This is a genomic window from Agrobacterium sp. D14 (assembly GCF_001526505.1).
In the GTDB taxonomy this organism is placed as follows: domain Bacteria; phylum Pseudomonadota; class Alphaproteobacteria; order Rhizobiales; family Rhizobiaceae; genus Agrobacterium; species Agrobacterium leguminum.
Genome location: NZ_ASXX01000042.1, coordinates 73,526 through 89,784, shown reverse-complemented (window position 1 = coordinate 89,784; position 16,259 = coordinate 73,526). Strand labels below are relative to the sequence as shown.

General features: G+C 60.2%; 16 protein-coding genes and 1 riboswitch. Of the genes, 4 read left to right on the top strand and 12 right to left on the bottom strand.

Translation table 11 applies throughout. From position 1 onward, the window contains the following. Nucleotide 1 precedes the first annotated feature (1 nt). A complete protein-coding gene (cobW, locus tag L901_RS19850; RefSeq protein WP_059759744.1) occupies nucleotides 2–1,039 on the bottom strand; it encodes a cobalamin biosynthesis protein CobW in 1,038 nt (345 codons plus the stop codon). Beyond that, nucleotides 1,036–1,461: a DUF1636 family protein gene (locus L901_RS19845; protein ID WP_059759742.1), complete on the bottom strand. Its 426-nt coding sequence runs from the start codon at nucleotides 1,459–1,461 to the stop codon at nucleotides 1,036–1,038. The genes cobW and L901_RS19845 overlap by 4 nt, the downstream gene beginning before the upstream one ends. A 120-nt stretch (nucleotides 1,462–1,581) precedes the next feature. Then, a riboswitch (cobalamin riboswitch) is annotated at nucleotides 1,582–1,797 on the bottom strand. A 134-nt stretch (nucleotides 1,798–1,931) separates the two neighbouring features. Here L901_RS19845 and cobO point away from each other — a divergent pair. Further along, nucleotides 1,932–2,549 (top strand): cob(I)yrinic acid a,c-diamide adenosyltransferase, encoded by a 618-nt coding sequence (gene cobO / locus L901_RS19840; protein WP_059760031.1) that lies wholly within the window; start codon nucleotides 1,932–1,934, stop codon nucleotides 2,547–2,549. A 1-nt stretch (nucleotide 2,550) separates the two neighbouring features. Continuing rightward, nucleotides 2,551–4,008 carry a cobyric acid synthase gene (locus tag L901_RS19835; protein ID WP_059759740.1) on the top strand — a complete coding sequence of 486 codons (1,458 nt, stop codon included), beginning with the start codon at nucleotides 2,551–2,553 and terminating at the stop codon, nucleotides 4,006–4,008. Here the strand turns inward: L901_RS19835 and cbiB are convergent. Then, entirely contained in the window at nucleotides 3,995–4,960 is a 966-nt protein-coding gene (cbiB, locus tag L901_RS19830) for an adenosylcobinamide-phosphate synthase CbiB (protein WP_059759738.1), read from the bottom strand. The two genes, L901_RS19835 and cbiB, sit on opposite strands and share 14 nt — an antisense overlap. Between cbiB and cobD the strand changes: the two genes are divergently transcribed. Then, nucleotides 4,959–6,005, top strand: a complete 1,047-nt coding sequence (gene cobD / locus L901_RS19825; RefSeq protein WP_059759736.1) for a threonine-phosphate decarboxylase CobD — start codon at nucleotides 4,959–4,961, stop codon at nucleotides 6,003–6,005. The two genes, cbiB and cobD, sit on opposite strands and share 2 nt — an antisense overlap. On the opposite strand, the gene L901_RS19820 is transcribed toward cobD, so the two are convergent. From L901_RS19820 to L901_RS19780, 9 genes are all read right to left on the bottom strand, one after another. Further along, a complete protein-coding gene (locus tag L901_RS19820; protein WP_059759734.1) occupies nucleotides 5,987–7,264 on the bottom strand; it encodes an L-fuconate dehydratase in 1,278 nt (425 codons plus the stop codon). The two genes, cobD and L901_RS19820, sit on opposite strands and share 19 nt — an antisense overlap. 36 nt (nucleotides 7,265–7,300) lie before the next feature. Next, the gene (locus L901_RS19815; RefSeq protein WP_059759732.1) at nucleotides 7,301–7,630 is read right to left on the bottom strand and encodes an L-rhamnose mutarotase; all 330 of its coding nucleotides are present in this window, start codon (nucleotides 7,628–7,630) and stop codon (nucleotides 7,301–7,303) included. An 11-nt stretch (nucleotides 7,631–7,641) separates the two neighbouring features. Further along, nucleotides 7,642–8,775 carry a mannitol dehydrogenase family protein gene (locus tag L901_RS19810; protein WP_059759730.1) on the bottom strand — a complete coding sequence of 378 codons (1,134 nt, stop codon included), beginning with the start codon at nucleotides 8,773–8,775 and terminating at the stop codon, nucleotides 7,642–7,644. Then, entirely contained in the window at nucleotides 8,772–9,782 is a 1,011-nt protein-coding gene (locus L901_RS19805) for a zinc-binding alcohol dehydrogenase family protein (RefSeq protein WP_059759728.1), read from the bottom strand. Before L901_RS19805 ends, L901_RS19810 begins: the two co-directional genes overlap by 4 nt. 3 nt (nucleotides 9,783–9,785) lie before the next feature. Next, entirely contained in the window at nucleotides 9,786–10,607 is an 822-nt protein-coding gene (locus tag L901_RS19800; RefSeq protein WP_059759724.1) for an amidohydrolase, read from the bottom strand. A 4-nt stretch (nucleotides 10,608–10,611) separates the two neighbouring features. Continuing rightward, the gene (locus tag L901_RS19795; protein WP_059759722.1) at nucleotides 10,612–11,625 is read right to left on the bottom strand and encodes an aldo/keto reductase; all 1,014 of its coding nucleotides are present in this window, start codon (nucleotides 11,623–11,625) and stop codon (nucleotides 10,612–10,614) included. A gap of 65 nt (nucleotides 11,626–11,690) precedes the next feature. Next, nucleotides 11,691–12,632 (bottom strand): ABC transporter substrate-binding protein, encoded by a 942-nt coding sequence (locus tag L901_RS19790; protein WP_003520222.1) that lies wholly within the window; start codon nucleotides 12,630–12,632, stop codon nucleotides 11,691–11,693. A gap of 76 nt (nucleotides 12,633–12,708) precedes the next feature. After that, a complete protein-coding gene (locus tag L901_RS19785) occupies nucleotides 12,709–13,731 on the bottom strand; it encodes an ABC transporter permease (protein ID WP_003520221.1) in 1,023 nt (340 codons plus the stop codon). An 8-nt stretch (nucleotides 13,732–13,739) separates the two neighbouring features. Then, complete coding sequence (locus L901_RS19780) at nucleotides 13,740–15,305, bottom strand: sugar ABC transporter ATP-binding protein (RefSeq protein ID WP_183044115.1); 1,566 nt, start codon at nucleotides 15,303–15,305, stop codon at nucleotides 13,740–13,742. Between the two features lie 254 nt (nucleotides 15,306–15,559). Between L901_RS19780 and L901_RS19775 the strand changes: the two genes are divergently transcribed. Further along, nucleotides 15,560–16,252: a FadR/GntR family transcriptional regulator gene (locus L901_RS19775; RefSeq protein ID WP_003520219.1), complete on the top strand. Its 693-nt coding sequence runs from the start codon at nucleotides 15,560–15,562 to the stop codon at nucleotides 16,250–16,252. The last annotated feature ends 7 nt before the right edge of the window (nucleotides 16,253–16,259 follow it).

The window sequence follows — 16,259 nt, the reverse complement described above, 5'->3', positions numbered from 1 at the left end:
GTCAGGCGGCCAGCATCTGTTCGATCTTTTCGCGGTTGATGCCCTTTTCCCCGATGACGACGAGGCGGCTGCGCCGTTCCTCACCCGCGGCCCAGGGCCGGTCGTAATAATGGTTGACGCGGCTGCCGACAGCCTGCACCTGCAGGCGCATCGGCTTTGCGGAAACCTCGATGAAGCCCTTGATGCGCAGGACATTTTCCGCAGCCGCCGTCTCGGCGATACGGGCTGCCAGCGCTTCCGGGTCGGTCACGGCCGGCAGATCGATGACGAAGCTGTCGAAATCGTCATGCTCGTGGTCGAGTTCGCCATCATGGTGGGTACGGCGGTTTTCGATATCCTCTTCCACCGCAAGGCCAAGACCGATCAGCACGGCGGGGTCGATGGCGCCGTTGGAAGCCACGACGATCTTTGCCGCCTTCGGCAGATGTTCGAGAACATGCGCCTTGGCCTTGTCCAGGCCGGCATCGTCAAGAAGATCGGCCTTGGTCAGCACGATAAGATCGGCGCAGGCAACCTGATCTTCGAAAACCTCTTCGACCGGGTCATCGTGATCGAGCGCCTCGTCATTGGCCCGCTGGGCCGCGAGCGCTTCCATGTCGTGCGCCACCTGCCCTTCGGCAAGGGCAGCGCCATCCACCACGGCCACGACGGCATCCACCGTCACCCGGCTCTTGATCGCCGGCCACTGGAAGGCCTGCACCAGCGGCTTCGGCAGGGCGAGGCCCGAGGTTTCGATGAGGATATGCTCCACCTTCGGCTGGCGGCTCAGAATCTGTTCGATGGCGGGCTGGAAATCATCCGCCACCGTGCAGCAGATGCAGCCATTGGCCAGTTCGACGATGTTTTCTTCCGGGCAGCTTTCAATACCGCAACCTTTGAGAATCTCGCCATCGATGCCGATATCGCCGAATTCGTTGACGATGATCGCAAGCCGCTTGCCGTCCAGCTTTTCGAGAAGGCCGCGCAGCAGCGTGGTTTTGCCAGCCCCCAGAAAGCCGGTGACGATGGTGCAGGGAACGCGGTCCAGAAGGGTGCTCATGATCTCTCCTCGGTAAAATCGAATGGGGGAATGCGCGCCACCATGCCGCGCTTTAAGGGTTCGGGGCGGCCGCGCCAGGGCATCAGGCCGTCGGGGGCGGCAGCCAGCAGCCGCGCACCGGTCAGCAAATCTTCCGCGTCACTTATTGTCAGCCCGCCAAAGACATAGGACCAGCCATTGGCTCTGCGCAGCACGGCGCTAAGCCCGCGCTTGCAATTGGCGAGGCAGTTGACGGAACGAACGGTGACACCCGTTTCCTCCGCCTTTGCGATGACGGCATCGGCGAGGCGTGAGCCGGGGCGCGGTTCGGCATTGGGGTCGGCTTCATCGCGACAGCTTCTGCAAACGAAGACGGTCACGCCGGACGCCGTTTCGTCCTGCGTGTTTCCGCCTGCACATGAAGATGTCGCTGAAATATCCAAACCGTATCGTTTCCCGCGCCTTGCAAAAAAATCTCGGGGGTGCGGATGTCGAATACGGTATGCGGACAGGCGCAAACCGGATGTTCGATCTAACCGACTGACCGGAGCACCCCGCCCGGCAGACGTTTTTCCTGAAACGGCAGGTCTCCTGGCTCGCGGCTTTACACCCTGACACCGCCTTCCCGAACCCGTTGAGGTGTCCAGTGGCTTTACGGTGCGGGCTTACCGCTTACAGTTGCGGGGGCAGCCACGGAATGACCCGGTAGTCGGGCTGGAACCGTGTTCCCTCTTAGCTTTTCCCGTTGCCGGGAAAAGACCGTCAGTCCGTTACCCTTAGGCTGAACGGGCGTGAGGGTCAATGCCGCAGCCCTGTGGCCCGCACATTGCCGGGTGCGGCAAATTGGGTATAGTCGCCGCTCCGAATGGCGGGGGCACCGGGTCCCGCGCCGCTGGATGAAAAGGAAAACGCGATGACACGCGACATCAGCGACAGCGAAGCCGAACGTCACCGGCAGAAAATGGTCAACCGCAAGACGGTGCAGGACGCCGAGGTTGCGGAAAAGACCATCGAAAAAGGTCTGCTGATGATCAATACCGGTCCTGGCAAGGGCAAATCCACCGCCGCTTTCGGCCTTGCCCTGCGCATGCTCGGCACCGGGCGGCGGGTGGGCGTCGTTCAATTCATCAAGGGCGCATGGTCGACGGGAGAACAGCAGGCGCTGACTTTGTTCGGCGACAGGGTCGTGTGGCGCACCATGGGCGAAGGGTTCACCTGGGACACGCAGGATTTGAAACGCGACGTCGCGGCGGCGGCAAAGGCCTGGGAAGAAGCCAAGGTCCTGATGGCGGATGAGACCATCGGCCTGCTGATCCTCGATGAGCTGAACATCGCGCTCCGTTACGATTACCTGCCGCTGGAGGAGGTGGTCGAAACGCTTTCCAGCCGCAGGCCCGATCTGCATGTCATCGTCACCGGCCGCAATGCCAAGCAACCGCTCATCGACGCGGCCGATATGGTGACGGAAATGACCCTCGTGAAACATCACTTCAAGGCGGGCGTGAAGGCGCAGGCGGGGATAGAATTCTGATATGACTGCGCGCGTGCTGATGTTTCAGGGAACCGGCTCGGATGTCGGTAAATCGCTGATGGTGGCCGGCCTTGCCCGTGCCTTCGTCAGGCGCGGCCTGTCCGTCATGCCGTTCAAACCGCAGAACATGTCGAACAATGCGGCGGTCACCGCCGATGGCGGCGAGATTGGCCGCGCGCAGGCGCTGCAGGCACGGGCGGCGGGCGTGCCGCTTTCCGTGCACATGAACCCGGTGCTCCTGAAGCCGCAGAGCGAGACCGGCGCGCAGGTGGTGGTGCAGGGCAAGATCGCCGGCAATGCCAAAGCGGCCGATTATCAGCACATGAAGGCCGGGCTGATGCCGCGCGTGCTCGAAAGCTTTAACCGCCTGAAACAACAGGCCGATCTGGTGCTGGTGGAAGGCGCGGGCAGCGCGTCCGAAATCAACCTGCGTGCCAATGACATCGCCAACATGGGTTTTGCGAGAGCTGCGGACGCGCCTGTGATCCTGATCGGCGATATCGACCGGGGCGGTGTCATCGCCAGCCTCGTCGGCACCAAAGCCGTACTCGAAGCTGAAGACGCGGCGATGATCGAGGGTTTCATCGTCAATCGGTTTCGCGGTGATCCGGCCCTGTTTTCAGACGGCATGCGGATAATTGCGGAAAAAACCGGCTGGGCCTCCATCGGGCTCTTGCCGCATTTTGCCGATGCCGCGAAGCTACCGGCTGAAGATGCTCTCGGGCTTTCTGGCCCGGCTGAACGGAAACTTGGCGCGAAGATCCGCATCGCCGTGCCGATCCTGCCGCATATTTCCAATTTCGACGATCTCGATCCGCTGGACATGGAACCGGATGTCGAGCTCATCCGCGTGCGGCCGGGCGAAACCATTCCCGCCGATTGCCGGCTGGTACTGCTTTGCGGCTCGAAAGCTACCATCGCCGATCTTGCTGTGCTGAAAAATACGGGACTCGACATCGATATCAAGGCGCATGTGAGACGCGGCGGCCATGTTCTGGGCCTCTGCGGCGGCTACCAGATGCTTGGGAAAACCGTTGCCGATCCCGAAGGCATCGAAGGACCGCAGGCAACAGTCGACGGGCTCGGCCTACTGGATGTCGACACTGTTCTGACGGGGGACAAAAGGCTGGTTTCCGTTACAGGGAAAAGTTTCGACGGTATTGATTTATCCGGCTATGAAATGCATGTCGGTGAAACCACGAGCGGAACCGACAGCCTGCCTTTTTCGAAAATCGATGGGCATGAAGACGGCGCTGTGTCGTCTGACGGCCGCATCTTCGGTACCTATATTCACGGCCTGTTTTCGGACGACCGCCAACGCGGCGCGTGGCTTGAGCGGCTTGGCGGACAGAACACGGAACTGAACTACGATGCGCAGGTGGACGCCGTTCTTGATCGCCTCGCGGCGCATATGGAACAACACCTCGATCTCGACCGTCTGCTTGCTATAGCGCGATAAGGATCGCCAGAAGTCCCAACAGGCCGATCAACAACAGGTCGGCAATTCGCGCAAGCCGCAGCGCCCTGCGAATATCGCCGGCGACCAGCGCCGCCCTGCCGCCTTCGCCCATGAAACGCGCCTCGATCATCTGCCCGCCATAGGAGCGCGGCCCCGCGAGCGCAAAGCCGAGAGCGCCAGCCAGCGCCGCCTCCGGCCAGCCGGCATTAGGAGAACGGTGATGATGGGCATCGCGACGTATCGCGGCCATGGCCCCGCCGGGTGATGCGCCCCTAACAAAAAACGCCGCGACAACGAACAGACCGCCGCTCAACCGTGAGGCCGGCAGATTGACCAGATCGTCCAGCCGGGCGGAGGCCCAGCCGAAAGCCCCATGGCGGGGTGAGCGATGGCCGATCATGCTGTCGGCCGTATTGATCGCCTTGTAAGCCGCGCCGCCCGGCAGGCCCAGAAGACCTAGCCAGAAGGCGGGCGCGACGATGCCATCGGAAAAATTCTCGGCCAGACTTTCGATGGCCGCCCGACAGATCGCCGCCTCGTCCAGCTTTTGCGGATCGCGCCCGACGATCATCGATACCGCCTTGCGACCGCCTTCCACACCCTCACGCTCCAGCGCAGTGGCGACAGCCTCCACATGCTGCTCGAGACTTTTCTGCGCCGGCAGCGAAGCGCCAAGCACGGCGACCAGCAAAAGGCCGAAGGGCAGGAAAAGCAGAACGGATTGCGCTAACCATGCGACAAACAGCGTCAGTCCGACGAAAACAACGAGAGCCGCCACGCCTGCCTCCTTGCGCTGTGAAAATGACGCGCTCTCCCGGTTCCATTTTTTGTCCAGCAGCGCGATAAGCGAACCGATCCAGGTGACGGGATGGCCGATACGTTTGAACAGCCAGTCCGGATAGCCGGTCAGGCGTTCGATCACGAGCGACAGGAAAGCGAGAGCAAAAAACATGGGCGAGACAGTACCAGAAAAGGCGAAAGCTGCGATCCGTCACGGCGGCAATCTCGGCAGAGCGCGTCTGATGTTTCCTGAAGCGCCGGAACCGTGGATCGACCTTTCGACCGGGATCAATCCGCACTCCTATCCGCATTCGCCGGTCCCCGCCAGCGCATTCGCGCGCCTGCCGGAACCGGACGCCGCCGAAGAATTGAAACATCTGGCCGCAGCGCATTTCGATGCGCCTTCCGCCCGGCATGTGGCGCTTTCTCCCGGCACCCAGATGCTGATGCCATTGCTGGCTCAGATCGCTCTCGCCCACGGGGCCAAGAGCGGCGCCGTACTTTCACCCGCCTATGCGGAACATGCCCGGACCGCACGCATGGCCGGACTGGCTATGACCGAGGTGGAAAACATCAATGCGATGTCGGCTCATGACTATGTCGTGGTGGTCAATCCCAATAATCCCGATGGTCGCATCACGGATCGCGCCGCATTGTTGTCGCTGGCCGACGCCATGCGCCGCAAGGGTGGGCTGCTCGTCGTGGACGAAGCCTTCATAGAGACGGGACTTGCCGAAAGCCTCGCAGATGCCGCCGGTCAGGATGCGCTGGTGGTCCTGCGCTCATTCGGCAAATTTTACGGCATGGCGGGCGTTCGGCTGGGTTTCGCGATTGCGCAGCCCGATATCGCTGCTGAACTGGAGGCAAGGCTCGGCCCCTGGGCTGTTTCCGGCCCGGCGCTGCATATCGCAACACAAGCTCTGGCGGATGAGGAATGGCAATCATCCATGCGTCTGCACCTTGCCGAAGACGCCCGGCGCATGAACGCCATGCTGGAGAAAGCGGGGCTGGCAATTGCCGGCGGCACCTCGCTGTTTACTCTGGTGCGGGCTCCCCGCACCGCAGACCTGTTCAGCCATCTTGGCCGACACGGCATTCTGGTCCGCATTTTTGATGAAAGGCCGAACGACATGCGTTTCGGCCTTCCCGGTAGCGAAACGGAGTGGCAGCGGCTCAAGGAGGCGCTGTCATCCTTTGACTATTCCTCGAAAGTGTAGGTCTCAATCGACTCCGGCTTCATTTCGATGGAGAAGCCCGGCAGTTTCGGCGGCATGTAAGCGGCATTTCTGATATCGCAGGGCTCGATGAAGTGCTCGTGCAGGTGGTCGACATATTCGATCACACGGCCTTCCTTCGTGCCTGATACGACCAGATAGTCGATCATCGACAGATGCTGCACATATTCGCAAAGGCCGACGCCGCCAGCATGCGGCCAGACCGGCAGATTGTATTTGGCGGCGATCAGCAGCACCGCCAGCACCTCGTTCAGACCCCCCATGCGGCAGCTGTCGATCTGCACCACGTCGATGGCGCCTTCGGCGATGAACTGCTTGAACATGATGCGGTTCTGGCACATTTCACCGGTCGCCACCTTCACCGGGCCGATGGCGGCGCGGATCTTGCGATGGCCGGCGACATCGTCCGGGCTCGTCGGCTCCTCGATAAAGAATGGCTTGGCGAAAGCGAGCTTCTTCACCCAGTCAATCGCCTGATCCACTTCCCACACCTGGTTAGCATCGATCATGAGGTAACGGTCGGGACCAATCACCTCGCGGGCGATAGTGAGACGACGAATATCGTCTTCCAGATCGCGGCCGACCTTCATCTTTACATGGTTGAATCCTGCATCGATTGCTTCCTGGCAAAGGCGGCGCAGCTTGGCGTCGTCATAACCGAGCCAGCCGGCCGAGGTCGTGTAGCAGGCATAACCTTCGCTCTTCAGCGTCTCGATACGTTCCTTCTTGCCGCTTTCGGCTTTTTTGAGGATCGCAAGCGCCTCGTCACGGGTCAGCACGTCGGTCAAGTAACGATAGTCGACGATATCGGCGATTTCTTCCGGGCTCATATCGGCAACGAGCTGCCAGACCGGCTTGCCCGCCTTCTTGGCCAGCAGATCCCACACGGCATTGACGACGGCGCCGGTGGCGAGATGCATCGCGCCCTTGTCCGGCCCGATCCAGCGCAGCTGGCTGTCGCTGGTCAGATGCCGCCAGTATTTGCCGGGGTTCTCGGTGACGGTGGCAAGATCGGTGCCGACGACCAGATGACGCATCGCTTCGATGGCCATGCAGCAGATATCGTTACCGCGGCCGATGGTGAAGGTCAGCCCGTGGCCTTTGAGACCCGGCTCATCGGTATCGAGAATGACATAAGCCGCCGAATAATCCGGGTCGGGGTTCATCGCATCCGAACCGTCGAGGCTCTGGGAGGTCGGAAAACGCAGGTCGAAAACACGCAGATCAGTAATTTTGGTCATGGCCGTTCACTCGCGGTCAGTGTCAAAGGAAATCGTTCAATCGTGGTGGAAGGTTTCTTCCATCATCGCCCACCACTCGCCTTCCTTCCGGCTTTCGAGCGGTTGCTGGCAGGGAATGGTGAAAGACCACCATTCCTGGTTCTTGGGGCTTGCGGCCATCTTCGCCATGTCGGCGCTGATATCGCTGCCGTGATATTCCCAATAGCCGAAGAGCAGATTTTCCGGCTCGCGCAGGAAGATCGTGTAGTTGCGGATATTGCAGTCGCTGATAAGCGCCAGAATTTCAGGCCACACAGTCGCATGCAGCCTTTTATACTCCCCGATCATCTCCGGTTTGACGCCTATGACCATGCCCATGCGCTGCATGAAAAACTCCGTTATTGCTTTATGGTGGCGAGCGCAGAGCGCAGCTTCGACTGCGGCAGGTCCAAACCCAGCCGTTCTGCCGCGGCAATGACCGGGGCAAAGCGGCGGCGCTTCTTTTCATCGTGGTTGCCGGCGATATCGGAGAGCCGATGCGCGAGAAAGGGATTGCGCAAACGTTCCCGCAGCACGCCAATATAGGCCTGCGCATCGTCCCCCATGCCTTCAGCGGCAAAGACCGGCAGAACCTCGTCCCGCCAAAGCGTCTCAAGATCCGCAACGAGAGCATCGTCGGCCATTGCCTGACGCACCGTCTCGTCCTTCGCACGCGCATCCTGCAACCAGCGTTCCGCCAGATAGGAATGGCCGAGATTGAGCAGGAAAAGCTTCAGCTTTTCATAGTGATCGAGATCATCGGTCAGCACCACGGCAGGGTGCGTGCAGGGAAGGACAAGCCCGTCCTGCTTCTCTATAGCCCATAGCGCATAGGGTTCCGCCACCGCACCCACCGGGTCGATAGGCTCGGAGACGATGCGATCCACCAGACTATTGGCGAAACGGCACTTCTCATTCAGATAAAAGGCAAAACCCGCCGGCAATTGCCATTCATCGGCAAGCCGGCGAATGACCTGTTTCAGCTTTTCGCCATTGCGCGGCACGAGTTCGCAGGGGAAGATGGAGACAGGTGCTTCCGGATTGCGCTGAAAACGCTCCAGCAGCAACATGCAGAGTTTCGCCGGAAAGCTTTTCGGTACGATCATGAAATCGCCAGCAAGCCCAGCATTATCCGCCGAATCCAGCTCATAACCGCGATCGCCCGTATTGGACAGAATGACCTCGACCTCGCAGGCAAGGCGGCGCACTTCGGCCCAGTCGGTCGCAGCCGTCAATGCCCGCGCGACAGCCCCGCCCTGAATTTCCTCATCCACTTCCTGCCCATCACGGATGCCGCGAATACGCACGGGGTAAGGTGCCCCGCTGTTCAGCGCCGCAACACGCTTCAGGCTCTCCGCATTGCCGGTCGTCTGGACAATCGCGATACGCCCGAGAGCCTCGTCCTTATCCAGCGCCTGCGAAACAAAGAGATCCGCATGCGCCAGAAGAAAGCGGCTGGTGCCGAATTGCAGGATGGGCGTATCGGGCGTCATGCGACCTCCACCATGCCCTTGATCACTCCGGCCTTCGGATCGGTCAGGCCGGCGAATCTGGAGGGCACATCGGCAAGCGTCATGCGATGGGTAATCAGCGCTTCCGGTACCTTGCCTTCCCGAAGCGCCTGCAGGACGCGCTCAAAATCCTGAGGCGTTGCATTGCGGCTGCCGAGCAGCGTCGTCTCCCGCTTGTGGAACTCCGGATCGTTGAAGCTGATATCGCTGGCGACGATGGAGACCAGCACATAGGAACCGCCATGGCCGACAAAGGAAAAGCCGCGCTCCATGGCTTTCGGATTGCCGGTCGCATCGAAGACCGCATCAAAAAAATCGCCGCCGGTGATGTCGGAGAGGCGATCCCTGTCGCCCTCGCCGAGTGCCACCGTGTGTGCGACCCCGAGATGCTCCCTGCAGAAATCCAGCCGGTCGGTGCGCCCGTCGATCATGGTCACTTCGCCGCCATCGAGAACCGCGAAAACCGCAACTGCCATGCCAATCGGGCCGGCGCCGACGATCAGAACCTTCTGCCCCTTCTCGACTGCGCCACGGCGCACCGCATGCGCACCGATAGCCAGAAATTCGGTCATCGCCGCCTGATCGAGGCTCAACCCCTCCGCCTTCAACACGAATTGCTGCGGTACGCTCAGATATTCGACCATGCCGCCATCACGATGAACGCCCAGCACACCGATATTGCGGCAGCAATTGCTTTTGCCCTTCAGGCAGGCGCTGCATTTGCCGCACGAGATATAGGGAATGACGGTGACCACATCGCCTGCGGACAGATGGCTGCCTTGCGGCGCCTCTTCCACCGTGCCGGAAAGCTCATGGCCCATGATACGCGGATAGGAAAGATAAGGCTGGTTGCCGGTGAAAATGTGCAGGTCCGTGCCGCAAACCCCGATGCGGCGAATACGCACCAGCACTTCACCTTCGCCACGCGCTGGCTTTGGCAGTTCCTTGGAGACGAGTTGACCTGGGGTTTCGCAGAAAATCGCCAGCATGCATCACCTGTGGGAAAGGGAATAAAAACGAACGGCGTTACCGCCGAAAACTGCCGCATGGTCCTCTGCCGGCACGATATCGCGGCAGAAATCCAGCCATGCCTGATAATCGCCCGCCAGCCGCAACACCGGCCAATCACTGCCGAAAATCACGCGGTTGCCGCCAAAGAGCTCCAGAATGGTCTCGGCATAAGGCCGTACCGCTTCCGGCCGCTGCTCACCGCGCTCGGTTAGCAAACCGGAGAGTTTGCAGTGGACATTCGGGAGAGCCGCCAGAGCGGCCATATCCTTGCGCCAGTCGCTGTAGTGACCGGTAGCAATCAACGGCTTCGCACCATGGTCGATGACGATCGGCAATTGCGGATGGCGGCGGGCAAAGGCGAGGAGATGCGGCAGATTGGGCGGCAGGACCAGCGCATCGAACGCCAGACCATGTTTTACCAACGCCGCCACGGCGGGATCGAGTGCCGGATCATCGATCCAAGCGACATCCTCCATGCCCTGCAACATCGGGCGGACACCCTTGAACGCCGGATGTTTTGCCCGACGGGCGATTTCACTCGCGGCATCGGCGGATTTCATGTCCACCCAGCCGACCACACCCTTGATGAAATCGGTCTTTTCCGACAGTTCCAGCATGAAATCCGTGTCGGCCGCCGTCTCCATCGTCTGCACCAGCACGGTGCCGGAAACGCCGGCAGCGGCCAGCAAAGGCGAGAGGTCGGCGGGGAGAAAATCCCGGTAGATGGCGGCGAGCGACGGCGGCGGCCATTGCCCGGCGCGATCCTTCATCAGCCAGAAATGCTGGTGGGCATCGATGAGCATTGCCTCAGGCCTTTCCGCCGGGCACCGGCGCACCTTCGGCAATCAGACCGCGCCTGTGCAGTTCGGACCAGAATTCCTCCGGGATAGACTGTTCGAACCATTCGATATTGGAGGCGAGCTGCTGCGCATTGCGCGCACCCGAAACGACCGTGACCGACGCCGGATGGGCAAGCGGAAATTGCAGCGCGGCCGCCTGCAGCGATACGCCGAGTTCCTCGCAAACACCCTGCAGCGCATCGACACGCGTGAGAATATCGGCAGGCGCGTCGGCATAATTGAATTTGCGGTTGCCGGCCAAAATGCCGGAATTGAACGCGCCCGCGACAACGATGGCGACACCGCTTTCAGCGCAACGGTTCATGAAAGCAAGGCTCTGCTGCTCCAGCAGCGTATAGCGGCCGGCGAGCATCGCGACGTCGATATCGAAGACATCCATGGCGTCGCTGACGATTTCCCACTCATTGACGCCGAGGCCGACGGCCCCCGTCGATCCTTCCTCGCGCAGCTTGCCAAGCGCGCGGAAGCCACCGCCGGTGGTCAGCTGCTCCCAATAATGCTGGTGCTTTTCGCCATGGGTGAAGGAGCCGATATCATGCACATAAAGAATATCCGGCTTCAGAACGCCGAGCCGTTGCTGGCTTGCTTCGAAGGAACGCAGGATACCGTCATAGGAATAATCATAGACCGGGCGGAACGGCAGGGGCGCTATATAGGCATCCTCCTCCGGACCGACGGTCTCGTCAGGTACCATCACACGGCCGACCTTGGTGCTGAGCGTATATTCGTTCCGGTCATGCTCCGTCACCATGGTGCCGAGGCGGCGCTCCGACCGCGTATAGCCGTAAAACGGCGCGGTATCGAAATAACGCATGCCGCTTTCCCATGCCTTGTCGAATGCACCCTTGGACTCTTCATAGGGCGTGACGCGGTAGAGATTACCCATCTGGGCGCAACCGAGGCCCATGACGGTGACGTCGACGGCGCGGCGCGGCAATTTACGTGTATCGGAGACTTTCATCGCAGGGACTTTCCAGCTTGTCTTTGGAAAGACGCGCCGCCGCAAAGCGGCGCGTCATCACGCAATCAATAAAGAACGTTCTTGGCTTCCGGCTTTTCGATATTGTCCTTGGTGACAACAACGACACCGGTGTCGACGAACTTCTCGACCTTTTCCTTGCCGATGAGCTTGGAAATGGTCTCCACGCCCTTTTCACCCATCTGATAAGAACCCTGAACCACGATACCGGCCAGCGTGCCATCCTTGACGAAGCCCTGAAGGTCCTGGTTGCCGTCGAAGCCGATGGCGACGACCTTGCCGGCCTTGCCGCTCTGGGCGAGCGCGCGGCCGACGCCGATTGCCGTCGGCTCATTGGCGCCGAAAATGCCCTTGAGATCGGAATTGGCGGCCAGAACGTCGGTCGTCTGGTTCAGCGCGGTCGCCATCTGCGACTGCGAATAGAACGGGCCGACGATCTTCAGGTTGGAATTCATCTGGATGTAATCGGTGAAACCGCCGACACGGCCGATTTCAGAACCGGCACCAGCGACATAGGACATGACGGCGATCTTGCCTTCCTTGCCCACCTTGTCGATCAGCGCCTGCGCTGCCAGTTCGCCGGCTTTCTTGTTATCGGTCGCCAGGAACGACTGGTAATATTGCTCGGAGCCCTTTGCGAGCTGCGAGTCGATCAGAACGACCGGAATACGGGCTTCCCAGGCCTTCTTGACGGCAGGCACCAGCGCGTCCGGATCGGAAGGTGCCAGAACAATGCCCGCGACCTTACGGTTGATGGCGTTCTCGACCATGTTGACCTGATCGGCAATGGCGGACTCGGCAGCCGGACCCTGGAAGGTCATGGTATTGCCGGAAGAATTTTTCATCGCCGCATCAGCACCCTTCTGGACGTTCTGCCAGAAGGTGGAGTTGACGGTCTTGACGATGACGGCGATTTCGCCGGCCTGCACCGTGGAAACGCTCCACAGCGCAATTGCGGATGTCAGAAGGGCAGTCGCAATTTTCTTCATTTCTTCCTCCGTGATGTCGGCATACCGGGCCTCCCCTTGCCGATCTTTTTTGCGGAAAGGGTCCGCAGGCCCTTGATCAGCGGCGGTTGCGCAACTGGTCGATCCAGACGGTGACCAGAATGACGAGGCCGATGATGATCTGTTGCGTGAAGGCGGAGACGCCGTTCATATTGAGACCGTTGCGCAGGATGCCGATGACGAAGGCGCCAATGGCCGTGCCGGAAATCGTGCCGACGCCGCCGATCAGCGATGTGCCGCCGATAACGGCGCTGGCAATGGCGTCCAGCTCATACATCACACCCTCATTCGGCTGGGCGGTGACGAGGCGAGACATCAGCACGCAGCCCGTCAACCCGGCGAGCGTGCCGGACAGGATGTAGGTGAAATTGGTGACGCGGGCGACATTGACGCCGGAAAGGCGCGCGGCTTCGGCGTTGGAACCGACAGCGTAAATGTGGCGGCCGAGGATCGAGCGGTTGAGCATGAAGGAAACCGCAAGCGCAATCACCACCATCAGGATGACGGGGTAGGGGATGCCGGGAAACACCACATTCGGAAAACCGTCGTCACCGATAGTGACGATGCGGAAGAGAGCGCCATTGCCGAGTTCGCCGAAAGATTCGCCGAGGCCGGAGACGGCGCGCGCACCGGTGATCTGCAGCGCCACGCCACGGGCGATCAACATCATGCCGAGGGTGGCGATGAAGGGCGGCAGCTTGAAACGGGTGACCAGAAGACCGTTGATGAGACCGCAGAGCGACCCCGTCAGAATGCCGAGCAACATGCCGACCGGCACCGGCATGCCGAGTTCCTTCACCGCAAGGGCGGCGACGACGCCGGCAAGCGCAAGCACCGAACCGACGGAAAGATCGATGCCGCCGGTGATGATGACACAGGTAGCGCCGATGCCGAGCAGCGCGATGGACGTGACCTGCAACGCAATCGTCATGCCGTTATTGACGGTGAAGAAGGCGCTGCTGGTGGCGGAAAAGACCGCGACGAGAGCGAACAGGCTGCCTAGCGCCGCAAACTTCTGGATAATGTCCTTCTGGCGGTCGCTGACTGCGAAGCTCTTCTTGGTTTCTGCAATATTGGCCATGTCGTTCCTCACTGCGCAGTCCGGCCGTAACCGGACGCATACCGCATGATTTCTTCCTGATTGGTCTTGGCGGTTTCGAGCACACCCGTAATCCGGCCCTGGTGGAAAACGGCGATACGATCCGTCAGCCCAAGAATTTCCGGCAGTTCCGAGCTGATGAGAATGACGCCGATGCCCTGCGCGGCGAGCTCGTCCATGATCTTGTAGATCGCGAATTTCGCGCCGACATCGATGCCGCGTGTCGGTTCGTCGAAGAACAGCACGCGAGATTGCCGGAACAGCCATTTGCCGATGATGATTTTCTGCTGATTGCCGCCGGAAAGCAGCCGCACCGTCTGCCCGATCGAGGGAGTACGGATATTCAGGAGATCGACGTAGCGCTTTGCCACATCGTCATGCTTCTTGAAATCGATCAGGCCGAAACGGTTGGAAACCTCGCCGAGATTGGCAAGCGTCGTATTGGCCGCCACCGACATCTTGATGGCGAGGCCATCGCTTTTGCGGTCTTCCGAGAGATAGGCGATGCCTTCTTCGATGGCGTCCTGCGGCGAGCTGATCGAAAGTTCGCGCCCGTTGAAAACGATCCTGCCCGCATCGAGCGGATCGGCACCGAAGATCGCCCGGGCGACTTCGGTGCGGCCGGCACCCATCAGCCCGGCAAAACCGAGGATTTCACCACGTCGCAGCGAAAAACCGACGTCGTGGAACACGCCGCTGCGTGTCAGGCCCTCGACGGAAAAAATAACATCTTCCGTGGGGCGCGATGTACGCTCGGGGAATTTGTCTTCCAGCGAACGCCCGACCATGCGCGTGACGATGTCGTCAACGGTGATCGAAGCAAAATCGTCGGTCGAAATATAACGCCCGTCACGCAGAACCGTCACACGGTCGACGATTTCGGCCATTTCATCGAGACGGTGGGAAATATAAACGATCCCGACACCGGATGCCTTGAGATCGCGGATAACCTTGAACAGGAGCCGCGTCTCCTGCTCGGTCAGCGAAGAAGTCGGCTCGTCCATGATGAGCACTTCAGCGTCAAGAGAAAGCGCCTTAGCGATTTCCACCATCTGACACTGGGCGACCGAAAGGCCGCGGACGATCTGGTCGGGGTCGATATCGACACCCAGCCGGTCGAGACAGCGCCTGGCATCGAGGCGCAGCTTCTTACGGTCAACGAGGAAACCGCGCCGCGGTTCGCGCGCAAGATAGATGTTTTCGGCAACGGAAAGATGCGGAACGAGGTTGAGTTCCTGGTGGATGATGGCGATGCCGGCGGCTTCGGATTCCAGCGGCGATGCATATTGCACCTTCACACCTTTATGAAGGATGGTGCCGTCGCTCGGCTGATAGACGCCGCTGACGATCTTCATCAGCGTCGATTTTCCCGCACCATTTTCGCCGCAGACGGCGTGCACCTCGCCGGCGCGCAGATCGAAATGCACGTTCGACAGTGCTTTGACGCCGGGAAATTCCTTGCTGATGTTATCGAGGCGCAGGAGCACCGCACGCTGTCCATGCGCCATCTGTTCAGGCGAAAAATCGCCCCGAATTGTCGATGCGCCCTGCGACATCTGGAAACCTCCCACCCGTATCCCCGCTCCACCGGGGTCATGAACAGGCCAAATGGTTAGGCCGGTTTTTCAGAATGGTCAAGCCAATTAGGCCAAAATTTGCGAAGCCATATCCAAAACAGAAGCAATACATGAAACGATAACTGATAATAAATACGTTATTTCATATATTTAAGTAATTCCTTGCGTATTGATACGCTTGGCGTTACGGTAAGGCCAAATACGGATTGCAGACAGGACTCGTCGAAAAAAACATGAGTGGTCAGGCCAAAATAGCGGAACCGCGCAGGCTTTATCAGCAGATTGCGGACCAGATACGCGAACTCATCGATATGGGTGAATTCCTGCCCGGCACGCGGCTTCCCGCCGAACGCGAACTGGCACAGAAGCTCGGTGTATCGAGGCCTTCCTTGCGCGAGGCGCTGATTGCGCTTGAAATCGACAACACGGTCGAAATTCGCATGGGCTCCGGGGTTTATGTGTCGGCGGAAGCGTTGCAGACGACCCACCATACCAAATCGCTTGGTGACAGCCCCTCCGAACTGATGCAGGCGCGCGCCGCGCTGGAGGGTGCGACCATCGTGCTGGCAACAAGCCGGATGACCGATGAGACAATCGCGACCCTCCGTCAGATACTCAATACCATGCAGCGGGAAATAGAGGCCGGTCGCAAACCTCTGGATCAGGATCGGCTGTTTCACGTCACCATCGCCGAGCAATCCGGTAACAGCGTTTTGGCGCGAATGGTGGCGAACCTCTTCGATGAGCGCCACAGCCCCATTTCGGCCCAGCTTCGCGTAAAATTCGAGGACCGCGATACCTGGACGCATGCACTGCAGGAACACGAGGCCATTCTGGCGGCGCTTGAACTGAAAGACCCGCTGCTGGCGCAGGCCGCCATGCATACCCATCTGGAAGGTTCGAAGAGACGCTGGGTCGAAAACTGATCTAGAA

Bases quoted from the DNA above. Each gene is read 5' to 3' on its own strand.
- cobW (WP_059759744.1), bottom strand. From the start codon at position 1,039: ATGAGCACCCTTCTGGACCGCGTTCCCTGCACCATCGTCACCGGCTTT.
- cobO (WP_059760031.1), top strand. From the start codon at position 1,932: ATGACACGCGACATCAGCGACAGCGAAGCCGAACGTCACCGGCAGAAA.
- L901_RS19835 (WP_059759740.1), top strand. From the start codon at position 2,551: ATGACTGCGCGCGTGCTGATGTTTCAGGGAACCGGCTCGGATGTCGGT.
- cobD (WP_059759736.1), top strand. From the start codon at position 4,959: ATGGGCGAGACAGTACCAGAAAAGGCGAAAGCTGCGATCCGTCACGGC.
- cbiB (WP_059759738.1), bottom strand. From the start codon at position 4,960: ATGTTTTTTGCTCTCGCTTTCCTGTCGCTCGTGATCGAACGCCTGACC.
- L901_RS19820 (WP_059759734.1), bottom strand. From the start codon at position 7,264: ATGACCAAAATTACTGATCTGCGTGTTTTCGACCTGCGTTTTCCGACC.
- L901_RS19815 (WP_059759732.1), bottom strand. From the start codon at position 7,630: ATGCAGCGCATGGGCATGGTCATAGGCGTCAAACCGGAGATGATCGGG.
- L901_RS19810 (WP_059759730.1), bottom strand. From the start codon at position 8,775: ATGACGCCCGATACGCCCATCCTGCAATTCGGCACCAGCCGCTTTCTT.
- L901_RS19805 (WP_059759728.1), bottom strand. From the start codon at position 9,782: ATGCTGGCGATTTTCTGCGAAACCCCAGGTCAACTCGTCTCCAAGGAA.
- L901_RS19800 (WP_059759724.1), bottom strand. From the start codon at position 10,607: ATGCTCATCGATGCCCACCAGCATTTCTGGCTGATGAAGGATCGCGCC.
- L901_RS19795 (WP_059759722.1), bottom strand. From the start codon at position 11,625: ATGAAAGTCTCCGATACACGTAAATTGCCGCGCCGCGCCGTCGACGTC.
- L901_RS19790 (WP_003520222.1), bottom strand. From the start codon at position 12,632: ATGAAGAAAATTGCGACTGCCCTTCTGACATCCGCAATTGCGCTGTGG.
- L901_RS19785 (WP_003520221.1), bottom strand. From the start codon at position 13,731: ATGGCCAATATTGCAGAAACCAAGAAGAGCTTCGCAGTCAGCGACCGC.
- L901_RS19780 (WP_183044115.1), bottom strand. From the start codon at position 15,305: ATGTCGCAGGGCGCATCGACAATTCGGGGCGATTTTTCGCCTGAACAG.
- L901_RS19775 (WP_003520219.1), top strand. From the start codon at position 15,560: ATGAGTGGTCAGGCCAAAATAGCGGAACCGCGCAGGCTTTATCAGCAG.